This is a genomic window from Lentzea rhizosphaerae (assembly GCF_042649515.1).
GTDB lineage: Bacteria > Actinomycetota > Actinomycetes > Mycobacteriales > Pseudonocardiaceae > Lentzea > Lentzea aerocolonigenes.
This window is the reverse complement of sequence record NZ_JBHRZI010000031.1, coordinates 180,033-195,670: the sequence shown is the minus strand read 5'-3', so window position 1 is coordinate 195,670 and position 15,638 is coordinate 180,033. Positions and strand designations below refer to the sequence as shown.

Sequence of the window (15,638 nt, the reverse complement as noted above, 5' to 3'; positions counted from 1 at the left end):
CCTCCGCCGCACGAAGTCCACCAGGAGCACCTGATGATCACACTTCAGCACACCAGGGCGTCCGTCGTCGTACGGGAGCCTGCCGTGTGGGCCGCCGCCCAGGTGCTCCTGCTGGGTGTGGTCGGCGCCACCGCCGGTCTCGGGCCGCTCGGCTGGGCCGCAGGTCTGGCCTACGGGTTCGCCACCTGGGCGTTCCTCGGCTACGGCATGCAGCGGCATCGCACCAGGTCACTGGGGCCGGCCGACCGCGTCACGCTGGCGCGCGGCCTGATGGTCGGCGCGGTGACGGCACTCGTCGCGGACCGCGCGGGCCAGGACGTGCCGGTGGCGCTGGTCGTGACGCTGGCCGCGGTCGCGTTGTCCCTCGACTGGGTCGACGGTCAGGTCGCCCGCCGCACCGGCACGTCGACCGCGCTCGGAGCCCGGTTCGACATGGAGGTCGACGCGTTCCTGATCCTGGTGCTGAGCGCGTACGTGGCCGTGCACATGGGGCCGTGGGTGCTCGCGATCGGGCTCATGCGGTACGTGTTCGTGGCCGCGTCGTGGCGCTTCCGCTGGATGAACGCGCCGCTGCCGGGCAGCTACGCGCGCAAGGTCGTGGCCGCGGTGCAGGGGATCTTCCTCGTCGTGGCGGCGTCGGGCCTGCTGCCGTTCGCGGCCGTTCTGGTCGGTCTCGCGCTGGCCTCGCTGGTGTGGTCGTTCGGTCGCGACGTGCTGTGGCTGTGGCGCAACGCGGCGGTGTCGGTGGGAGGATCCCGCCATGTCTGAGCAGACCTCGACCGCGGCGAAGGTCGGCAACATCGTCGTCTGGATCCTGCAGATCGTTCTCGCCGTGCAGTTCGTCCTGAACGGTTCCGCGTTGTTCACCGACCAGTTCGTTGCGAAGTTCGACGACATCGGCTTCGGCCAGTGGTTCCGCTACTTCACCGGCGTGCTGGAGATCGGTGCCGCGATCGGCCTGCTGATCCCGCGCGTCTGCGGCTTCGCGGCGCTCGCGCTCGCCGGGATCATGGGCGGTGCGGCGCTCACGGAGCTGTTCCTGGTCACCAACGGCGGGTTCAAGGCAGCCACGATGCCGATCGTGTTCATGCTCTGGGCGCTGGTGATCGCGGTCTACCGCCGCGAGCAGATCCTCGGGCTGTTCAGGAAGTGACTTTCGGGAAGTAGCGCAGCACGGCGACGTCCCCGACTTTCGTGACGTCCTCCAGGTGGAATCGGCGTGCCGGTCCACCGGGGAATTCGGCGGGATTCACGAAACGCGGGGCCGTCGCCTGCCCGATCAGCATCGGTGCGACCGCGACCCTGATCTCGTCCGCGAGTCCGGCGGCGAGGAACGCCGTGTGAATGCTCGTGCCGCCTTCGACCATGAGCTTTCTCACGCCGCGTGCGCCGAGATCGTCCAGAATTTCTGGGAAATCGCTGAAGATTTTCGTTTCGGCGAGGTGGTCGACAGTGGTCGTGGGGCTTTTGGTGTAGACCAGGCACGTGCCACCGCAGTGCCAAAACAGCAGCTCAGGGTCCAGATCACCACTTCGGGTGACGGTGACCCGCAGCGGGAGCTCCGGTTTGCCCTCCGCTATTCTCTGCGCGCGCCGCTCTTCGCTGTAGACGAGCAGGCGCGCGTTGTCACGGCGCAGCGTCTCGGCCCCGGCGAGAATCGCGTCCGACTCCGCGCGCATCCGGTCGACGTGATCGAAGTCCTCGGCGTTGGAAAGCGGAAACCTCTCGGTGCCGCGATCGTCGATGTGGCCGTCGAGGCTGACGGCGACGCTCAGCAGAACGTGCGGGCGGGTCACGGGCTCGATGGTAGTGCAGTTGAACCGCGCACGGGCCGTGCCGCGTTTACCTCATAGGTCAGGAAAGGGGATTCTCGGTGAGGATGTTGCTGCGTCGGACGGCCACTGTCCTGGCAGGGCTGTTCGTGTTGTTCGTGCTCATCGCGCCGAGCGACCTGGAGAAGTTCACGTTCGAGGCGTTCCTGCGGGTGCCGCTCGAAGGTCTCATCGGCGTGCTGGTGCTGGTGCTGCTGCCGGACCGGGTGCGCAAGCCCTTCGCCGTCGCTGCCGGCATCGCGCTGGGGCTGTTCACGGTCGTCAAGATCATGGACATCGGCTTCGACATGGTGCTGTACCGGCCGTTCGACCTCGTGCTCGACTGGCCGTTGCTGGTGCCGGCGGTCGACTTCGTGGACGTGACGTTCGGCCGTTTCGCTTCGGTGTTGGCCGTGGGGCTGACGGTGGCGCTGGTCGTCGGGATCGTGTGGCTCGCCGCGGTTTCGGTGCTGCGGCTGGGTTCCGTCGCGGCAGGGCGTCGTCCGGTCGCGATCCGCGTGGTCGCGCTGGCGGCGGTGGCGTGCGTTTCTCTTGCCGTGCCGGGGGTTCCGGTGTACTCGGACGCCGCCGCGACGTCGTTGGTCGATCACGCCAAGCGCGTGCGGCTCGGGCTGCACGACCAGGAGGTGTTCGCCGCGGAGGCCTCGGTCGACGCGTACCGCGACCACCCCGGGCTGCTGTCCTCGTTGCAGGGCAAGGACGTCGTCTTCACGTTCGTGGAGAGCTACGGCAAGTCGGCCCTCGACCTGCCGGACGTGTCCGCGAAGCTGGCTGCCGGCAACGATCGGCTGAAGGCGGCCGGGTACACGGCCAAGTCCGCGTTCCTGACCTCGCCGACGGCCGGCGGCGGCAGCTGGATGGCGCAGGCGACGCTGCTGTCCGGGCTGTGGATCGACAACCAGCAGCGCTACCGCAACCTGGTGGCCTCGGACCGGCTGACGCTGCCGCGCGCGTTCCGCGAGTCGTCGTGGCGCTCGGTCGGCGTCGTCCCCGGCATCACGCAGGCGTGGCCGGAAGGGGACTTCTTCCACTACAACAAGATCTACGCCGCCCAGGACCTCGGCTACAAGGGGCCGCGCTTCGGGTACGCGACGACGCCGGACCAGTTCACGTTGGAGTCGTTCCAACGCAACGAACGTTCGGGTGAACACGCCCCGGTGATGGCGGCGATCCCGATGGTGTCCTCACACGCCCCGTGGTCGCCGACGCCGGACTCCGTCGACTGGTCCGCGTTGGGCGACGGCTCGATCTACTCGACCATGCCCGCCTCGAACGACCCGCCGGAGTCGATCTTCGGCCGCGACCCGGCCGCCGTGCGGGCCGACTACGGGCACTCGATCTCGTACTCGCTGGAGTCGGTGGTCTCGTACCTCGAACGGTACGGCGACGAGAACCTGGTCTTCGTGTTCCTCGGCGACCACCAGCCGGCGCAGATGGTGACCGGTGAGGGGGCCTCGCGGGACGTGCCGATCACCATCGTCGCCAAGGACCCGGCGGTGCTGCAGCGCGTCGAGGCCTGGAAGTGGGACGACGGCATCAGGCCGGGAGGGTCGGCCCCGGTGTCGCGGATGAGCGACTTCCGGGACCAGTTCCTCTCGACCTTCTCGCCGCCCCGCCCCTAGCCACCTCGCTGGCTGGTTTGGCGCGAAAAGCACGTTCGGGCCGATAGATGGCCCGAACGTGCTTTTCGCGCCAAAGGAAACGAGGGGGCGCGGACTAGCCCATCGTCTTCTGGCCGTCGATCGTCTCGCGGATGATGTCCGCGTGGCCCGCGTGCTGCGAGGTCTCGGCGATGATGTGCGCGAACACGCGCCGCGCCGACCACGTCTTGCCCTCGGGGAACCACGGGGCGTTCGGCAGCTTGTGCGAGAGGTCCATGTCGACCGTCTCGAGGAGCTTGTCGGTGTGCGCGGCGATCTTGTTGTAGCGCTCGAGGATGCTCTCGAGCGTCTCGCCCGGCTCCATCCGGAAGTTGCGCTCGTGGCTGTCGTAGGCGTCCGACCCGGGGTCGAAGTCCAGCGCCGGCGTGCCCTCCTCGATGAACTTGACCCAGTTCTCCTCGACCGTCGCGACGTGCTTGATCAGGCCGCCGACCGACAGCGCGCTGACCGTCGGGCTGGACGCGGCCTGCTCGTCGGTGAGGCCCTTCGCCGTGAACGTCAGGAAGTAGCGGTGCTGCTGGAGGCTCTCGAGCAGGTCCGCGCGCTCGCCGGTGAGGATCTCGGTGGTGGTCATCGCTGTAGTCCTTCGCTCGTTTGTCCCGACATGAACGACTGTATGACCACTTGAGGTCAGCTTGTGTCCTAGACGAGCGGCCGCTCCAGCGAAACTCGAGCGACTTTCGAGCGATCGGGCGCTGACCTGCGCGTCACTCTCCGTGAGTCAGCCGAAAGTGACACGGCCTTGTTGTTTCACGTCCGGTTCTCGATCGCCGGTCGAGCGAGGCTGCGGTGCGCGGTGGTAGTGGCTCGCGTTCGCCGAAACTGTCAGACCCCGTCGCTACGGTTCGAACCATGACCGCCGACGACCTCCGCCGCTACCTGCAGGACTCCCGCGACTCCGTCGTTTCCTCGTTGGAGGGCCTCAGCGAGTACGACGTGCGCCGACCGCTCGTGCCCAGCGGCACGAACCTGCTCGGCCTGGTGAAGCACCTGATCGGCATCGAACTCGGCTACCTCGGCGACTCCGTGGGCCGCCCCGCCCCGGTGACGCTGCCGTGGGTCGAGGACAAGTCGATCTGGGAGAACGGCGACATGTGGGCCAAGCCCACCGAGAGCCGCGAGTACCTCCTGGACCTCTACCGCACGGCCTGGCAGCACTCCGACGAGTCGATCTCCCTTTTACCGCTGGACGCGCCCGCGTCGGTGGAGTGGTGGGCGGAGCACAAGCGCCAGACGACGTTCGGCCACCTGCTGGTCCGCGTCCTGGCCGAGACCGCGCAGCACGCGGGCCACTGCGACGTCGTGCGCGAACTGATCGACGGGCGTTCGGGCGCCGACAACCCCGACGGCTACTACGACCTGGTTCTGAGCATGGCCAGCGCTCCGATCACGGGCCCCGGAACCAGCAGCAAGAAGGCGTAACGCCAGGTCACGACCTCGGCGAACAGCGGCACGAGCTGGATGCTGACCACCGTGAGCCCGAATCCGATGGCGGTCAGCGCGGTGAGCGCGGTCCCGACGTAGCGCGGGTCGGCGACCTCGCTCAACGACGCCGAGAACACTCCGGAGTCGGCGATCACCGACGCACCCCACACCGCGCAGAACGCGACCAGCAGCGCCGACCCGTGCGCGAGAGGAGAGAACAGACAACAGAGCCCGCTGACGGTGAGCGCGCCGACAGCGGCGGGGGCTCGGCCGAACCGGTCCGCGGCCCACCCGCCGATCAGGCAGCCCACGAACCCGGCCACGCCCATCGTCAGGAACACGGTGAGCCCGGCCTTGGCGTTGGCGCTCAACAGGAACGTGGGCAGCCACGTCCACAACGCGTACAGCTCCCACATGTGCCCGTAGTAGCCGAGGTTGACCAACCGGGGCTTGCGCTCCCGGAACATCTGCAACGCGTACCGAGGATTGAGCTGTGCGGTCGTGGCCGTGACGAACGGACCTGGCCGCACGACCAGGAACGCCACCACTGCGCCCAGGAACGCGATCGCGGCCGCGGTCACGAGCACCTCGCGCCACGGCAGGCGCCCGAAGACGTGCGGCAGCGCCGAGCCCAGTGTCAGCGCACCGATCAGCACGCCCAGTGCCCGGCCGCGGTTGCGGGACTCCGACCACGACGCCATCAGCTTCATGCCCACCGGGTAGACGCCGGCCAGCGCCACTCCGGTCAGGAACCGCAACGGGATCGCGGACGCCAGGCCGTCCACGAACAGGCCGAGCACCAACGTGATCACCGCGCCGGTCGCCGCGGAGACCGCGAGCAGCCGGTGCGGGCGGACGCGGTCGGCCAGGTTGAGCACCGTGGCCCCGATCGCTCCCGTGACGAAACCGAGCTGCACGGACGCCGTCAGCCACACCGCGGCGCCCGCGCTGATGCCCCACTCCTGGCGCAGCGAGGGGACGACCGCCGACATCGAGAACCACACCGCCAGGCCGAGGACCTGGACGATCGCGATGGCCGCGCGCTGGATCAGCACACCCGGTCTCCTCACCGAACGGTGGTGTGAACCTGCCACAGCCCGGGTGCGACCGCAGCACGAGATCGACCTTGTCGAAAGTAAGGTCCGATCGGTTCCGATCGGCAGGGGCGCCGAAACGACGATCTTCGTAGGTTCGGCTGGGTGACTTGGCTGGTGATCGGCACCGACGCGGTGCTGGGTGTGTTCGCGTTGATGTTCCTCGCGTTGTGGTTCAAGCACCGGCTTCGGGCGTTGCTCGCCGGCGCCGGTGTGGTGGTCGCCTACGCGGTCAGCGAGGTGGTCAAGCTCGTGGTGCAGGAGGAACGGCCTTGTCGCACGGCGCCTTCGCTGGCGCCGTGTCCTGAGCCCGGTGACTGGTCGTTTCCCAGCAACCACTCGGTGATCGCCGGTGCGTCGGCCATGGCGATCTGGGCGTTGCACCGGACCTTCGGCTGGGTGGCGGTGATCTGTGCGGCCGCGGCCGCGGCGTCGCGGGTGATCGTGGGCGTCCACTATGTACACGACGTGCTGGCCGGGCTGGCGCTGGGAGCGTTGGTGTCGTGGGGGATTGCGGTGCTGCTGGAGAAGAGGCAGCAACAACGCGACGAAGCTGACGCCCCGACCGTGGTGATGCAGCGGCTGCGATGATGGGAGCCGTGTGCGCGCGGCTGAGTTTGTGGATGTGCGCGGCGGTGTTGGTGGTGGCCGCGGCGGCGACATCGCGGCCCGGCCGGCTCGCTCTCTGGGAAGTGGTGCTGTACCTGGCCGTGCTCGCCGGGGCGTTCGTCGTCGTGAAACGGCGGCCTGCCGTGGCGCTCGGCCTCGCGCTCGGGGCGTGGCTGGTCTGCTACCTCGTGCGGGTCGAGCTGGACAGCGCCACCGGTGTGATCGCGCTGGCGCCCGCGCTCGCCATCACCAGCTTTCTCGCCGGGCGGCACGCCGAGGACCCGCGCGCGACCGCGATCGCCCTGACCGCCGCGGAGTTCGCGGGGGTCGTCGTCGCACTGACCGAGCGCGGCGGGAGTGACACCGCGCTCGCCGTCACGTCCGGGGTCGGGGTGCTCGGAGTGGTGCCGTGGGCGTTCGGGCGGTTCCGCCGGCGGTTCGCGGAGCTGCGGGAGGTCGGCTGGGAGCACGCCTCACTCCTCGAACGGGACGCGGACAACGCGCGTGAGGCCGAACGTGCGCGCCTGGCCGGTGAGATGCACGACCTCGTCGGCCACGAGCTCGCGCGGGCGGCGCTCCTGGTCGGTGCGCTGGAGCTGGAACCGAGCTTGACCGCGTCGCAACGCGAGGCCGCCAAGACCGCGCGGGCCAGCGTCACGGCGGCCGCGGAACGGCTCGCCGACGTCATGCAGGTGCTGCGGTCCGACGAGGACGGGCCCGTCGCCACGATCGAGGAAGTCGTTGCGGGGAGCGGACTCGACGTCGAGCTCCGCAACGGTCGCAGGACCGGGATCGACGGCATCATCGCGCGCACCGTGCACCGCATCACGGCCGAGGCGCTGACGAACGTGATCAAGCACGCGCCCGGCGCGAAGGTCACCGTCACCCTCACGGCCAACCTCGAACTGCGGATCACCAACGGGCCCGCGCCGAGGACCCACGCGGTCGGCAGCGGCAAAGGACTGGTGGGCCTCGCCGAACGCGTCGCGCTCGTCGGCGGCTCGTTCGAGGCCGCCCCGACGGACGACGGCGGGTTCGAGGTGCGGGCGAAGCTGCCGGAACGACCACGGCAACGCACCACGCCCACGCACGTGCACCGCGAGCGCACGGAGGAGGAGATCCGCAAGAGCGCCAAACGGACCGTGCTGATCACGTCGGTCGTGTGTGTGGGCATCGCGATCGGAGTGCCGGGCTACATGGTGTTCGACGCGGTGACGTCGGTTCTCACACCGCAGCAGTTCGAACGGGCGGAAATCGGGCAACTCGAGGACGACCTCGACCTGCCGTGGCGCACCCGCGTCGACAACCCGCTCGGTGTCACCGCACCGCCGGACACCGAGTGCCGCTACTACAGCACGCACCCCAACCCGTTCGACGCCGACCGCCACGACCTGCACCAGTTGTGCTTCCAGGATGATCGGCTCGTGCTCAAGGAGTGGCTCGCGAGGAGGAGCGGTTGATCAGGGTCGTGCTCGCGGACGACGAACCGGTGGTCAGGTTCGGCGTCAAGGCCGTCCTCGCCACCGCCGGGGACATCGAGGTGGTCGCGGAGGCCGAGAACGGCAGCGAGGCGGTGGACCGCGTCGCCCGGCACCGGCCCGACGTCGCCGTGCTCGACATCCGCATGCCCGTGTTCGACGGGCTGGACGCCGCCAGGGTGATCCGTGAGTGCCATCCGGACACGAAGACGTTGGTGCTGACCACTTTCGCCGACGACGCGTACATCAGCAGGGCGCTGGGGGAGGGCGCGGCCGGGTTCGTGCTGAAGACCGGTGACCCACAGGAGATCATCTCCGGGGTCCGCGCGGTCGCGAACGGCGGCGCGTTCCTGTCCCCGCTGGTGGCCAAGAGAGTCGTCGATCAGCTCCAGACGGCACGGCCGCGACCCCTTGCCACGCAACGGATCGCCGTCCTGACCGCACGGGAGCGCGAGGTGCTGGGGCTCGTCGGCGCCGGGCTCTCCAACGCCGAGATCGCGGCACGCCTGCACGTCGTCGAGGGAACCGTGAAGGTCTACGTCAGCACGATCCTGAGGCAGCTCGGGGTCCGCAACCGCGTGCAGGCCGCGATCATCGCCCACGAGTCGGGGATCATCCCCGGCTGATCAGGCTCGGGCACCGATTCCGGAGATCGCCCTGACCTCCATCTCGGCCGCCTTGTCCGCGTTCTCCGGCTCGGCCTTCGAGAAGATCGTCGCCAGGAACCCGCACAGGAACGAGAACGGGATCGACACCAGGCCGGGGTTGCCGAGCGGGAACCACGCGAAGTCCACGTCCGGGAAGATCGACGTCTTCGCGCCGGACATCACCGGCGAGAAGATGATCAGCACCAGGCACGAGCCCAGGCCGCCGTAGATGCTCCACAGCGTGCCCGTGGTGTTGAAGCGCCGCCAGAAGATCGTGTAGAGGATCGTCGACAGGTTCGCCGACGCCGCCAGCGCGAGCGCGAGCGACACGAGGAACGCGACGTTCTGCCCGTTCGCCGCGATGCCGCCGATGATCGACAGCACACCGACGACCACCGCCGTCAACCGCGCGACCCGGATCTCCCTGCGCGGCTCCGCGTTGCCGCGCTTGATCACGTTCGCGTACACGTCGTGCGCGAAGGACGCGGACGCCGCCAGCGTCAGGCCCGCGACGACGGCGAGGATCGTGGCGAACGCCACGGCGGACACGATGCCCAGCAGCACGGCGCCACCGATGCGGAACGCGAGCAGCGGAGCCGCCGAGTTCTCACCACCCGGTGCCGCGGCGATCGTGTCCGTGCCGACCAGTGCCATCGCACCGAAGCCGATCACCAGCGTGCAGAGGTAGAAGATGACCATCGTCCAGGTCGCCCACACGACCGAACGACGGGCTTCCGAGGCGTTCGGCACGGTGTAGAAGCGCATCAGCACGTGCGGCAGCGACGCGATGCCGAGCACCAGCGACAGGGCCAGCGACACGAAGTCCAGTTTGGACATCGCGCTGAAACCGTACTTCGCACCGGGATCGAGCACGGCCTCGCCGAGCTTGTTGTTCTCGGTGGCCTGCTGCATGATCGCGGACAGGCTGAACCCGAACTTGCCCAGCAGGAAGATGCTCATCAGCGTCACGCAGAGCAGCAGCAGGACGGCCTTGATGATCTGCACCCACGTGGTGCCCTTCATGCCGCCGACCAGCACGTAGAGCACCATGACCATGCCGACGACCGCGATCAGCAGCGCCTGGCCCCACTTCGAGGACACGTTGAGCAGCAACGCGATCAGGCCGCCGGCGCCCGCCATCTGCGCGATCATGTAGAAGAACGAGATCACCAGGGTCGCGTTCGCCGCGGCCGCGCGGACCGGACGCTGCTTCATCCGGAACGCCAGCACGTCGCCGACGGTGAAACGGCCGGTGTTGCGCAGGCCCTCCGCGATCAGCAGCAGGCCGACCAGCCACGCGACGACCCAGCCCACGGAGTAGAGGAAGCCGTCGTAGCCGTGCGCCGCGATACCACCGGAGATGCCGAGGAAGGACGCGGCGGACAGGAAGTCACCGGACAGCGCCACGCCGTTCTGGGCACCGGTGAACGAGCTGCCCGCGGCGTAGTAGTCCGACGCCGTGACGTTGCGGCTGCTGGCCCGGTAGACGATGTAGAGGGTGATCAGCACGAAGACCGCGAAGACGCTGAGGTTCAGCACCGGGTTGCCGGTGGTGGGCATGCCTTACTCCTCGACGCCCGTCTTCTCTGCGAGCAATTGGCGCTGCGGGTCCAGCCGTCGCTTTGCGTAACGGGCGTAGCCGAGCGTGATGATGATCGAAGTCACGAACTGGCCGAGTCCCAAGAGGATCCCGACGTTGATCACACCGATCACCTTTGTGCTGACGAAGTCGGCCGCATAGGCGGACAACAGCACAAAGGTGAGGTAGGACGAGAGAAAGAGGGCGGTCATCGGGAAGACGAACGCCGTCAGTCGCCTGCGCAGCACACGGAATTCGTCGGTCTGCCGAATCAGCGCGAAGTTCGGGTTGCCGTCGGAATCGACGTACGACAAAGTATCGGGGTCGTCGAACGACGCAAAACCCCGCGATTCCCGGTACTCGTGCTGAGTTTCTCCAGGCGACCACATCGCCTTCGTCATGTACCCCCGCCCCTCGTGTGCGGCAACACTGTAGCGGTCTCACGTGTGCAGTCAACGCGCGGAGTCGCGTCAAACGGGCAAAACCAGGGCAAATCCGGACACTGCATTCGTCTCAAATGGTGCGACCCGAGGGTAACTCAGGTGTGTTGCCCGGGAGTTGCCCAGAGGTTGCGCCGTATGCAACAGCACAGTGCTGGTTCAGACCGTTGTCGCACGTGTGCACCTGGCCTAGGATCGATCGGTCCGCGTTTTTGGTGACGGTTGGGGATATAGTGGGGTTCTTAGCGCGCGAACGCACAGTCGCGCCTCCCGGATGGAACCGCTGGCTCGTTCCGCCCGCAGCACTGGCGATTCATCTCTCCATTGGTCAGGCCTACGCCTGGAGCGTCTTCAAGACGCCGCTGGAGAAATCTCTCGGTATCACGGGAACGCAGTCGGCTCTGCCTTTCCAGCTCGGCATCGTGATGCTCGGGCTCTCCGCGGCGGTCCTCGGCACGACGGTGGAGCGCAAGGGCCCGAGGTGGGCGATGTTCACCTCGCTGCTCTGCTTCTGCTCCGGCCTGCTGATCTCCGCGGCCGGCGTGTGGGCGGGCATGTACTGGGTCGTCGTCCTGGGCTACGGCCTGATAGGCGGCATCGGTCTCGGCATCGGCTACATCTCGCCGGTCTCGACGCTGATCAAGTGGTTCCCCGACCGTCCCGGCATGGCGACCGGCATCGCGATCATGGGCTTCGGTGGCGGTGCGTTGATCGCGTCACCGTGGTCGACCTCGATGCTCACGGCGTTCGGCAACACCTCGACGTCGGGCATCGGCAAGGCCTTCCTCATCCACGGCATCGTCTACGCGATCTTCATGAGCGTCGGCGTGCTGCTGATCCGCCTGCCCTCCGCTGAGTTCACGCGGGAGAAGGCGGAACTGCTCAAGGACAAGCCGAAGGCGACCGTCGCGTTCAACGTCTCGGCGAACAACGCGATCAAGACGCCGCAGTTCTGGCTGCTCTGGGTCGTGCTGTGCTTCAACGTCACCGCGGGCATCGGCATCCTGGAGAAGGCCGCGCCGATGCTGGTCGACTTCTTCAAGGAGTCCTCGACGCCGGTCCTCGCGACCGCCGCCACCGGGTTCGTGGCACTGCTGAGCGCTGCCAACATGGCCGGCCGGTTCATCTGGTCGTCGACGTCGGACATCGTGGGGCGCAAGAACATCTACCGCCTCTACCTCGGCGTCGGCGCGCTGCTCTACCTGGTGCTGCTGACGTTCGGCCCGACCAGCACCCCGCTGTTCGTGGTCGCGGCGATGGTGATCCTTTCGTTCTACGGCGGCGGTTTCGCCACGATTCCCGCCTACCTGCGGGACCTGTTCGGCACCTACCAGGTCGGCGCGATCCACGGCCGCCTGCTCACCGCCTGGTCGGTCGCGGGCGTCCTCGGGCCGCTGATCGTCAACGCCATCGCGGACGCGGGCAAGAAGGCGGGCCACACCGGTCCCGACTTGTACGCCACGTCCTTCTACATCATGATCTCGCTGCTGGTCGTCGGTTTCGTCGCGAACGAACTGGTCCGTCCGGTCAACCCGAAGTTCCACGAGCCCAAGGCCGAGGAGCCGGCAGCGGCGACGGACGACGAGCCGAAGGCGGCTGAGGCGAGCGCTGCCGAGGCCGAGGTCGCGGAACCCGTGACCGACCAGCCGAAGGCTGAGGACGACGCCGCTGACGAGGCGACGGTCGCCAAGTGGAACGAGGCCGAGGCCGCGGACGTCGCAGAGACGGCCGAGAAGGAAGAAGAGTCGGAAGGCGTGGTGCGGAAGTGAACTCCCAGCGCTTGTTGCTGATCGGTGCGTGGTTGTGGGTGGGCATCCCGCTCGCCTACGGCCTGTACCGGCTCTTCCTGAACGCGGCCAAGCTCTTCGTCTGATGTTCACCAAGCTCGTCAACTGGCGCAACTGGCGCCTGCCGGTGAAGCTCGCCGCGGTGTTGATCGTTCCGGTCACCATCGCGGTGGGCGTCGGCGTGCTGCAGATCCAGTCCCACATGGAACGCGCCGAGTCCTACGCGGCGCTCCAGCGGCTGGTGAAGGTCCGTTCCGCCCTGATCCCCGTGATCCAGGGGGTGCAGGCGGAACGGCGCATCATCGCCGAGGGAGTCGGTCCGCAGATCCTCGCCGAACAGGTGAAACGCACCGACGACGCCCGCAAGGCGTTGCGGGAACAGACCGGCAAGACCTCGTTGAGCGAGGTCGTGACCGCTCGCATGAACGACGTCGGCGCCAAGATCGGCGGCCTGACCGCGTTGCGCGAGCAGACCGGCGACGTGCCGAAGGTGATCGCGGAGTACACCGGCCTCACCGAGCTGATGCTCGACGTGGACGAGGTGCTCGCGAGCGAGTTCGGCGACGCCGCGCTCTTCCGCACGGCGATGGGCCTGCACCACGTGATGCACGTGCAGGAACAGGTCCTCTACCAGCAGGCGGTCGTGCTGTCCGGGCTCACCCGCGGCCAGCTCGTCACCGCCGAGGTGCGGTCGCTCGTCGAGTCGAACGTCAAGCTGAGCTACATCGCGGGCGAGTTCGCCGCACTGGCGACCCCCGACCAGCTCAACGCCTACGGCACGATGTTCAACGGCCCGGACATCGAGGCGCACCGCAAGATGCTGGCCACCGCGGTGCTGCACCCGACCTCGGACGCCCCGGTCACGGGCAACGCGAACTCGAACAGGCCCAAGCCGTTGCCCATCTCGGCATCGGACTGGAGCAAGGCCTCCGGCGCGGTCGTGACGTCGCTGAACGGCGTGGTGACGGGTCTGCAGGACGACCTGCGCAACACCGCGAACCGTCTGCGCGACGAGACGAGCGACGCGGCCGGCACCGCGTCAGCCATCCTGTTCGCGAGTCTCGTCCTGGCCGGCACCATCGGGTTCGTCGTCGGCCGCTACCTGCTGCGCTCCCTCAACGCGTTGCGCCGCTCCGCGTTGGAAGTGGCGTGGCACAGGCTTCCCGAGATGGTCGCGACCGGGCGCGGCAGCACCGAGATCGAGCCGGTGCCGGTCGACACGACCGAGGAGTTCGGCCAGGTGGCGCGCGCGTTCGACGCGGTGCACCAGCAGGCCGTGAAGTCGGTCATCGAGCAGGCCGGCATGCGCGCCAACATGCGCAACATCTTCGTGAACCTCTCGCGGCGCAGCCAGAGCCTCGTCGAACGCCAGCTCAAGCTGATGGAGGAGCTGGAGAAGTACGAGGAGGACCCGGACCAGCTCGCGAACCTGTTCAAGCTCGACCACCTCGCCACCCGCATGCGCCGCAACAACGAGAACCTGATGGTGCTCTCCGGCGGCGACGTGGCGCGGCGGTTCACCCGGCCGATCCCGCTGACCGACGTGCTGCGCGCGGCGGCCGCGGAGATCGAGCAGTACCAACGGGTAATGGTGCACACCGCGCCGAACGCCGAAGTGGTCGGTTACGTGGCAAGCGACCTCGTCCGCCTGCTGGCCGAACTCCTTGACAACGCAACGGCGTTCTCGCCGCCGCACACGCAGGTCTCGATCAGCGCGTCGATCGAGGCCGGAGACATCGTGCAGATCGACGTGGTCGACCACGGCATCGGCATCGACCGCGAGGCGCTGGAGGCCGTGAACCACCGCCTCGAGGCCGCGGGCGAGGGCGTGGACGTCCAGGTGTTCCGTGAAATGGGACTTTTCGTCGTGGGCAGGCTCGCGGCCCGCCACCAGATCGTGGTACGCCTCGATGCCCAACAGGGCAAGGGGACTCGCGCGATCGTGTTGGTTCCGGCGGAACTGGCACCACGACGCGAAGAGTCCTGGGAGAGTTTCCGCGGGGAAGCGATCGAGGCCCAGCAGACGTCGTGGTTCCAGGCGTCCGCTGCCGCCGCGCCGCCTCCCCCACCCGCACCCGCGCGTCAGACGCCGGAATCTGCCCGAGGATTCCTCAACGCCTTCCAGCGCGGTGTGCAGCGAGGCCTTCCCGACCACCAGGAGAGTCGATGAGCACGCAGGTGGACCAGTTCGGCTGGCTGGTCACCAACTTCGCCGAACGCACACCCGGCATCGAGCACGCCGTGGTGATCTCGGCAGACGGCTTGGTGTTGATCTCGTCGTCGAAGCTGCCGGCGCACGTCGCGCCGCAGTTCGCGGCGATCGTGGCCGGCGTGGTCTCACTCGCGGAGTCGGCGTCGCAGTGCTTCGCCGGTGAGGCGGTCGTCCGCACGGTCGTGCAGATGGACCGGGGCGTGATGCTGCTGTCGTCGATCAGCGACGGTTCGGTCCTCGCCGTGCTGGCGTCGAACACGAGCGACGTCGCGCAGGTCGCCTACGAGATGACCGTGGTCGTGCGGCAGGTGGGCCAGCTGCTCACGCCGGAGCTGCGGGCTGAGCTGGCATGAGCGGGGAGTCCGACGAACAGGTCAACTTCGGCGACCTGATCAGTGGTTTCAGCTTCGACAGCGAACGGATCCGCAAGCGCGGCAAGAAGAAGGCCACGCGCGCCGCGGATCCCGTGCCGGAGCCGGACCCGTACGCCACGCTGCCCTTCGAACCGGTGGTACCTCCGCTGCCGTCGGTCGAGACGTCGTCGTCGATCGTGCGCGCCTACGCGTGGACCGGCGGCCGCACCACGTCCGACGTGCAGCTGGAGATCGAGTCGCTGGTGTCGGTGAACGAGCGTTCCGCCACCGCGGTGCGCCCGGAGCACCAGGACGTGCTGGCCCTGTGCCACTCGCCGCGCTCGGTGGCGGAGATCGCCGCGTTGCGCGGGCTTCCGCTGGGCGTCACCAAGGTGCTGCTCGGTGACATGGCGATGCACGGGCTGATCGACGTGCACCGCACGGCGTCGTCGTACGGCGGAGACAGGCCGGACGGGGCGTTGCTGGAGCGGGTGCTGGCTGGGCTGCGCCGACTCTGAGCG

The 15,638-nt window shown here is 68.2% G+C and carries 17 protein-coding genes; 12 read left to right on the top strand and 5 right to left on the bottom strand.

Annotated elements, in window-relative coordinates:
- Positions 1 to 33: 33 nt before the first annotated feature.
- A complete protein-coding gene (locus ACFOWZ_RS36625) occupies positions 34 to 768 on the top strand; it encodes a CDP-alcohol phosphatidyltransferase family protein (RefSeq protein WP_382378511.1) in 735 nt (244 codons plus the stop codon).
- Entirely contained in the window at positions 761 to 1,153 is a 393-nt protein-coding gene (locus ACFOWZ_RS36620; protein WP_382378510.1) for a DoxX family protein, read from the top strand. The genes ACFOWZ_RS36625 and ACFOWZ_RS36620 overlap by 8 nt, the downstream gene beginning before the upstream one ends.
- On the opposite strand, the gene ACFOWZ_RS36615 is transcribed toward ACFOWZ_RS36620, so the two are convergent.
- Positions 1,143 to 1,796 (bottom strand): RibD family protein, encoded by a 654-nt coding sequence (locus ACFOWZ_RS36615; RefSeq protein WP_382378509.1) that lies wholly within the window; start codon positions 1,794 to 1,796, stop codon positions 1,143 to 1,145. The genes ACFOWZ_RS36620 and ACFOWZ_RS36615 overlap by 11 nt on opposite strands.
- A gap of 83 nt (positions 1,797 to 1,879) precedes the next feature.
- Between ACFOWZ_RS36615 and ACFOWZ_RS36610 the strand changes: the two genes are divergently transcribed.
- Positions 1,880 to 3,454, top strand: coding sequence for a sulfatase (locus tag ACFOWZ_RS36610; RefSeq protein WP_382378542.1), 1,575 nt, complete (start codon positions 1,880 to 1,882; stop codon positions 3,452 to 3,454).
- Between the two features lie 94 nt (positions 3,455 to 3,548).
- Here the strand turns inward: ACFOWZ_RS36610 and ACFOWZ_RS36605 are convergent, their stop codons facing one another.
- The gene (locus ACFOWZ_RS36605; RefSeq protein ID WP_382378508.1) at positions 3,549 to 4,067 is read right to left on the bottom strand and encodes a DinB family protein; all 519 of its coding nucleotides are present in this window, start codon (positions 4,065 to 4,067) and stop codon (positions 3,549 to 3,551) included.
- A 278-nt stretch (positions 4,068 to 4,345) separates the two neighbouring features.
- On the opposite strand from ACFOWZ_RS36605, the gene ACFOWZ_RS36600 reads away from it, so the two are divergent.
- Entirely contained in the window at positions 4,346 to 4,915 is a 570-nt protein-coding gene (locus tag ACFOWZ_RS36600; RefSeq protein ID WP_382378507.1) for a DinB family protein, read from the top strand.
- On the opposite strand, the gene ACFOWZ_RS36595 is transcribed toward ACFOWZ_RS36600, so the two are convergent.
- Positions 4,846 to 5,973, bottom strand: a complete 1,128-nt coding sequence (locus ACFOWZ_RS36595; protein ID WP_382378506.1) for an MFS transporter — start codon at positions 5,971 to 5,973, stop codon at positions 4,846 to 4,848. The two genes, ACFOWZ_RS36600 and ACFOWZ_RS36595, sit on opposite strands and share 70 nt — an antisense overlap.
- A 144-nt stretch (positions 5,974 to 6,117) precedes the next feature.
- Between ACFOWZ_RS36595 and ACFOWZ_RS36590 the strand changes: the two genes are divergently transcribed.
- Genes ACFOWZ_RS36590 through ACFOWZ_RS36580 form a run of 3 tightly spaced genes read left to right on the top strand, consistent with a single transcriptional unit; the run spans position 6,118 to position 8,725 of the window.
- Positions 6,118 to 6,603: a phosphatase PAP2 family protein gene (locus tag ACFOWZ_RS36590; RefSeq protein WP_382378505.1), complete on the top strand. Its 486-nt coding sequence runs from the start codon at positions 6,118 to 6,120 to the stop codon at positions 6,601 to 6,603.
- 8 nt (positions 6,604 to 6,611) lie between these two features.
- Positions 6,612 to 8,081, top strand: coding sequence for a sensor histidine kinase (locus ACFOWZ_RS36585; RefSeq protein WP_382378504.1), 1,470 nt, complete (start codon positions 6,612 to 6,614; stop codon positions 8,079 to 8,081).
- On the top strand, positions 8,078 to 8,725 hold the full coding sequence (locus ACFOWZ_RS36580; protein ID WP_382378503.1) for a response regulator: 648 nt from the start codon (positions 8,078 to 8,080) through the stop codon (positions 8,723 to 8,725). Before ACFOWZ_RS36585 ends, ACFOWZ_RS36580 begins: the two co-directional genes overlap by 4 nt.
- On the opposite strand, the gene ACFOWZ_RS36575 is transcribed toward ACFOWZ_RS36580, so the two are convergent.
- Both ACFOWZ_RS36575 and ACFOWZ_RS36570 read right to left on the bottom strand, forming a co-directional pair.
- Positions 8,726 to 10,306 (bottom strand): solute symporter family protein, encoded by a 1,581-nt coding sequence (locus ACFOWZ_RS36575; RefSeq protein WP_382378502.1) that lies wholly within the window; start codon positions 10,304 to 10,306, stop codon positions 8,726 to 8,728.
- 3 nt (positions 10,307 to 10,309) lie between these two features.
- On the bottom strand, positions 10,310 to 10,726 hold the full coding sequence (locus ACFOWZ_RS36570) for a DUF485 domain-containing protein (RefSeq protein ID WP_382378501.1): 417 nt from the start codon (positions 10,724 to 10,726) through the stop codon (positions 10,310 to 10,312).
- A 272-nt stretch (positions 10,727 to 10,998) separates the two neighbouring features.
- Here ACFOWZ_RS36570 and ACFOWZ_RS36565 point away from each other — a divergent pair, with 272 nt between their 5' ends.
- The 5 genes from ACFOWZ_RS36565 to ACFOWZ_RS36550 are packed head-to-tail and all read left to right on the top strand — an operon-like array spanning position 10,999 to position 15,635.
- Positions 10,999 to 12,534 carry an OFA family MFS transporter gene (locus ACFOWZ_RS36565; protein WP_382378500.1) on the top strand — a complete coding sequence of 512 codons (1,536 nt, stop codon included), beginning with the start codon at positions 10,999 to 11,001 and terminating at the stop codon, positions 12,532 to 12,534.
- Positions 12,531 to 12,638 (top strand): MFS transporter small subunit, encoded by a 108-nt coding sequence (locus ACFOWZ_RS48040; RefSeq protein WP_419503918.1) that lies wholly within the window; start codon positions 12,531 to 12,533, stop codon positions 12,636 to 12,638. Before ACFOWZ_RS36565 ends, ACFOWZ_RS48040 begins: the two co-directional genes overlap by 4 nt.
- Entirely contained in the window at positions 12,638 to 14,722 is a 2,085-nt protein-coding gene (locus ACFOWZ_RS36560; RefSeq protein ID WP_382378499.1) for a sensor histidine kinase, read from the top strand. Before ACFOWZ_RS48040 ends, ACFOWZ_RS36560 begins: the two co-directional genes overlap by 1 nt.
- Entirely contained in the window at positions 14,719 to 15,117 is a 399-nt protein-coding gene (locus ACFOWZ_RS36555) for a roadblock/LC7 domain-containing protein (RefSeq protein ID WP_059362885.1), read from the top strand. The genes ACFOWZ_RS36560 and ACFOWZ_RS36555 overlap by 4 nt, the downstream gene beginning before the upstream one ends.
- Entirely contained in the window at positions 15,114 to 15,635 is a 522-nt protein-coding gene (locus ACFOWZ_RS36550) for a DUF742 domain-containing protein (protein WP_382378498.1), read from the top strand. The genes ACFOWZ_RS36555 and ACFOWZ_RS36550 overlap by 4 nt, the downstream gene beginning before the upstream one ends.
- The last annotated feature ends 3 nt before the right edge of the window (positions 15,636 to 15,638 follow it).

Excerpts from the sequence above, each read along its gene's own strand:
- ACFOWZ_RS36625 (WP_382378511.1), top strand. The coding sequence starts at position 34 with ATGATCACACTTCAGCACACCAGGGCGTCCGTCGTCGTACGGGAGCCT.
- ACFOWZ_RS36620 (WP_382378510.1), top strand. The coding sequence starts at position 761 with ATGTCTGAGCAGACCTCGACCGCGGCGAAGGTCGGCAACATCGTCGTC.
- ACFOWZ_RS36610 (WP_382378542.1), top strand. The coding sequence starts at position 1,880 with ATGTTGCTGCGTCGGACGGCCACTGTCCTGGCAGGGCTGTTCGTGTTG.
- ACFOWZ_RS36605 (WP_382378508.1), bottom strand. The coding sequence starts at position 4,067 with ATGACCACCACCGAGATCCTCACCGGCGAGCGCGCGGACCTGCTCGAG.
- ACFOWZ_RS36600 (WP_382378507.1), top strand. The coding sequence starts at position 4,346 with ATGACCGCCGACGACCTCCGCCGCTACCTGCAGGACTCCCGCGACTCC.
- ACFOWZ_RS36575 (WP_382378502.1), bottom strand. The coding sequence starts at position 10,306 with ATGCCCACCACCGGCAACCCGGTGCTGAACCTCAGCGTCTTCGCGGTC.
- ACFOWZ_RS36570 (WP_382378501.1), bottom strand. The coding sequence starts at position 10,726 with ATGACGAAGGCGATGTGGTCGCCTGGAGAAACTCAGCACGAGTACCGG.
- ACFOWZ_RS36560 (WP_382378499.1), top strand. The coding sequence starts at position 12,638 with ATGTTCACCAAGCTCGTCAACTGGCGCAACTGGCGCCTGCCGGTGAAG.
- ACFOWZ_RS36555 (WP_059362885.1), top strand. The coding sequence starts at position 14,719 with ATGAGCACGCAGGTGGACCAGTTCGGCTGGCTGGTCACCAACTTCGCC.
- ACFOWZ_RS36550 (WP_382378498.1), top strand. The coding sequence starts at position 15,114 with ATGAGCGGGGAGTCCGACGAACAGGTCAACTTCGGCGACCTGATCAGT.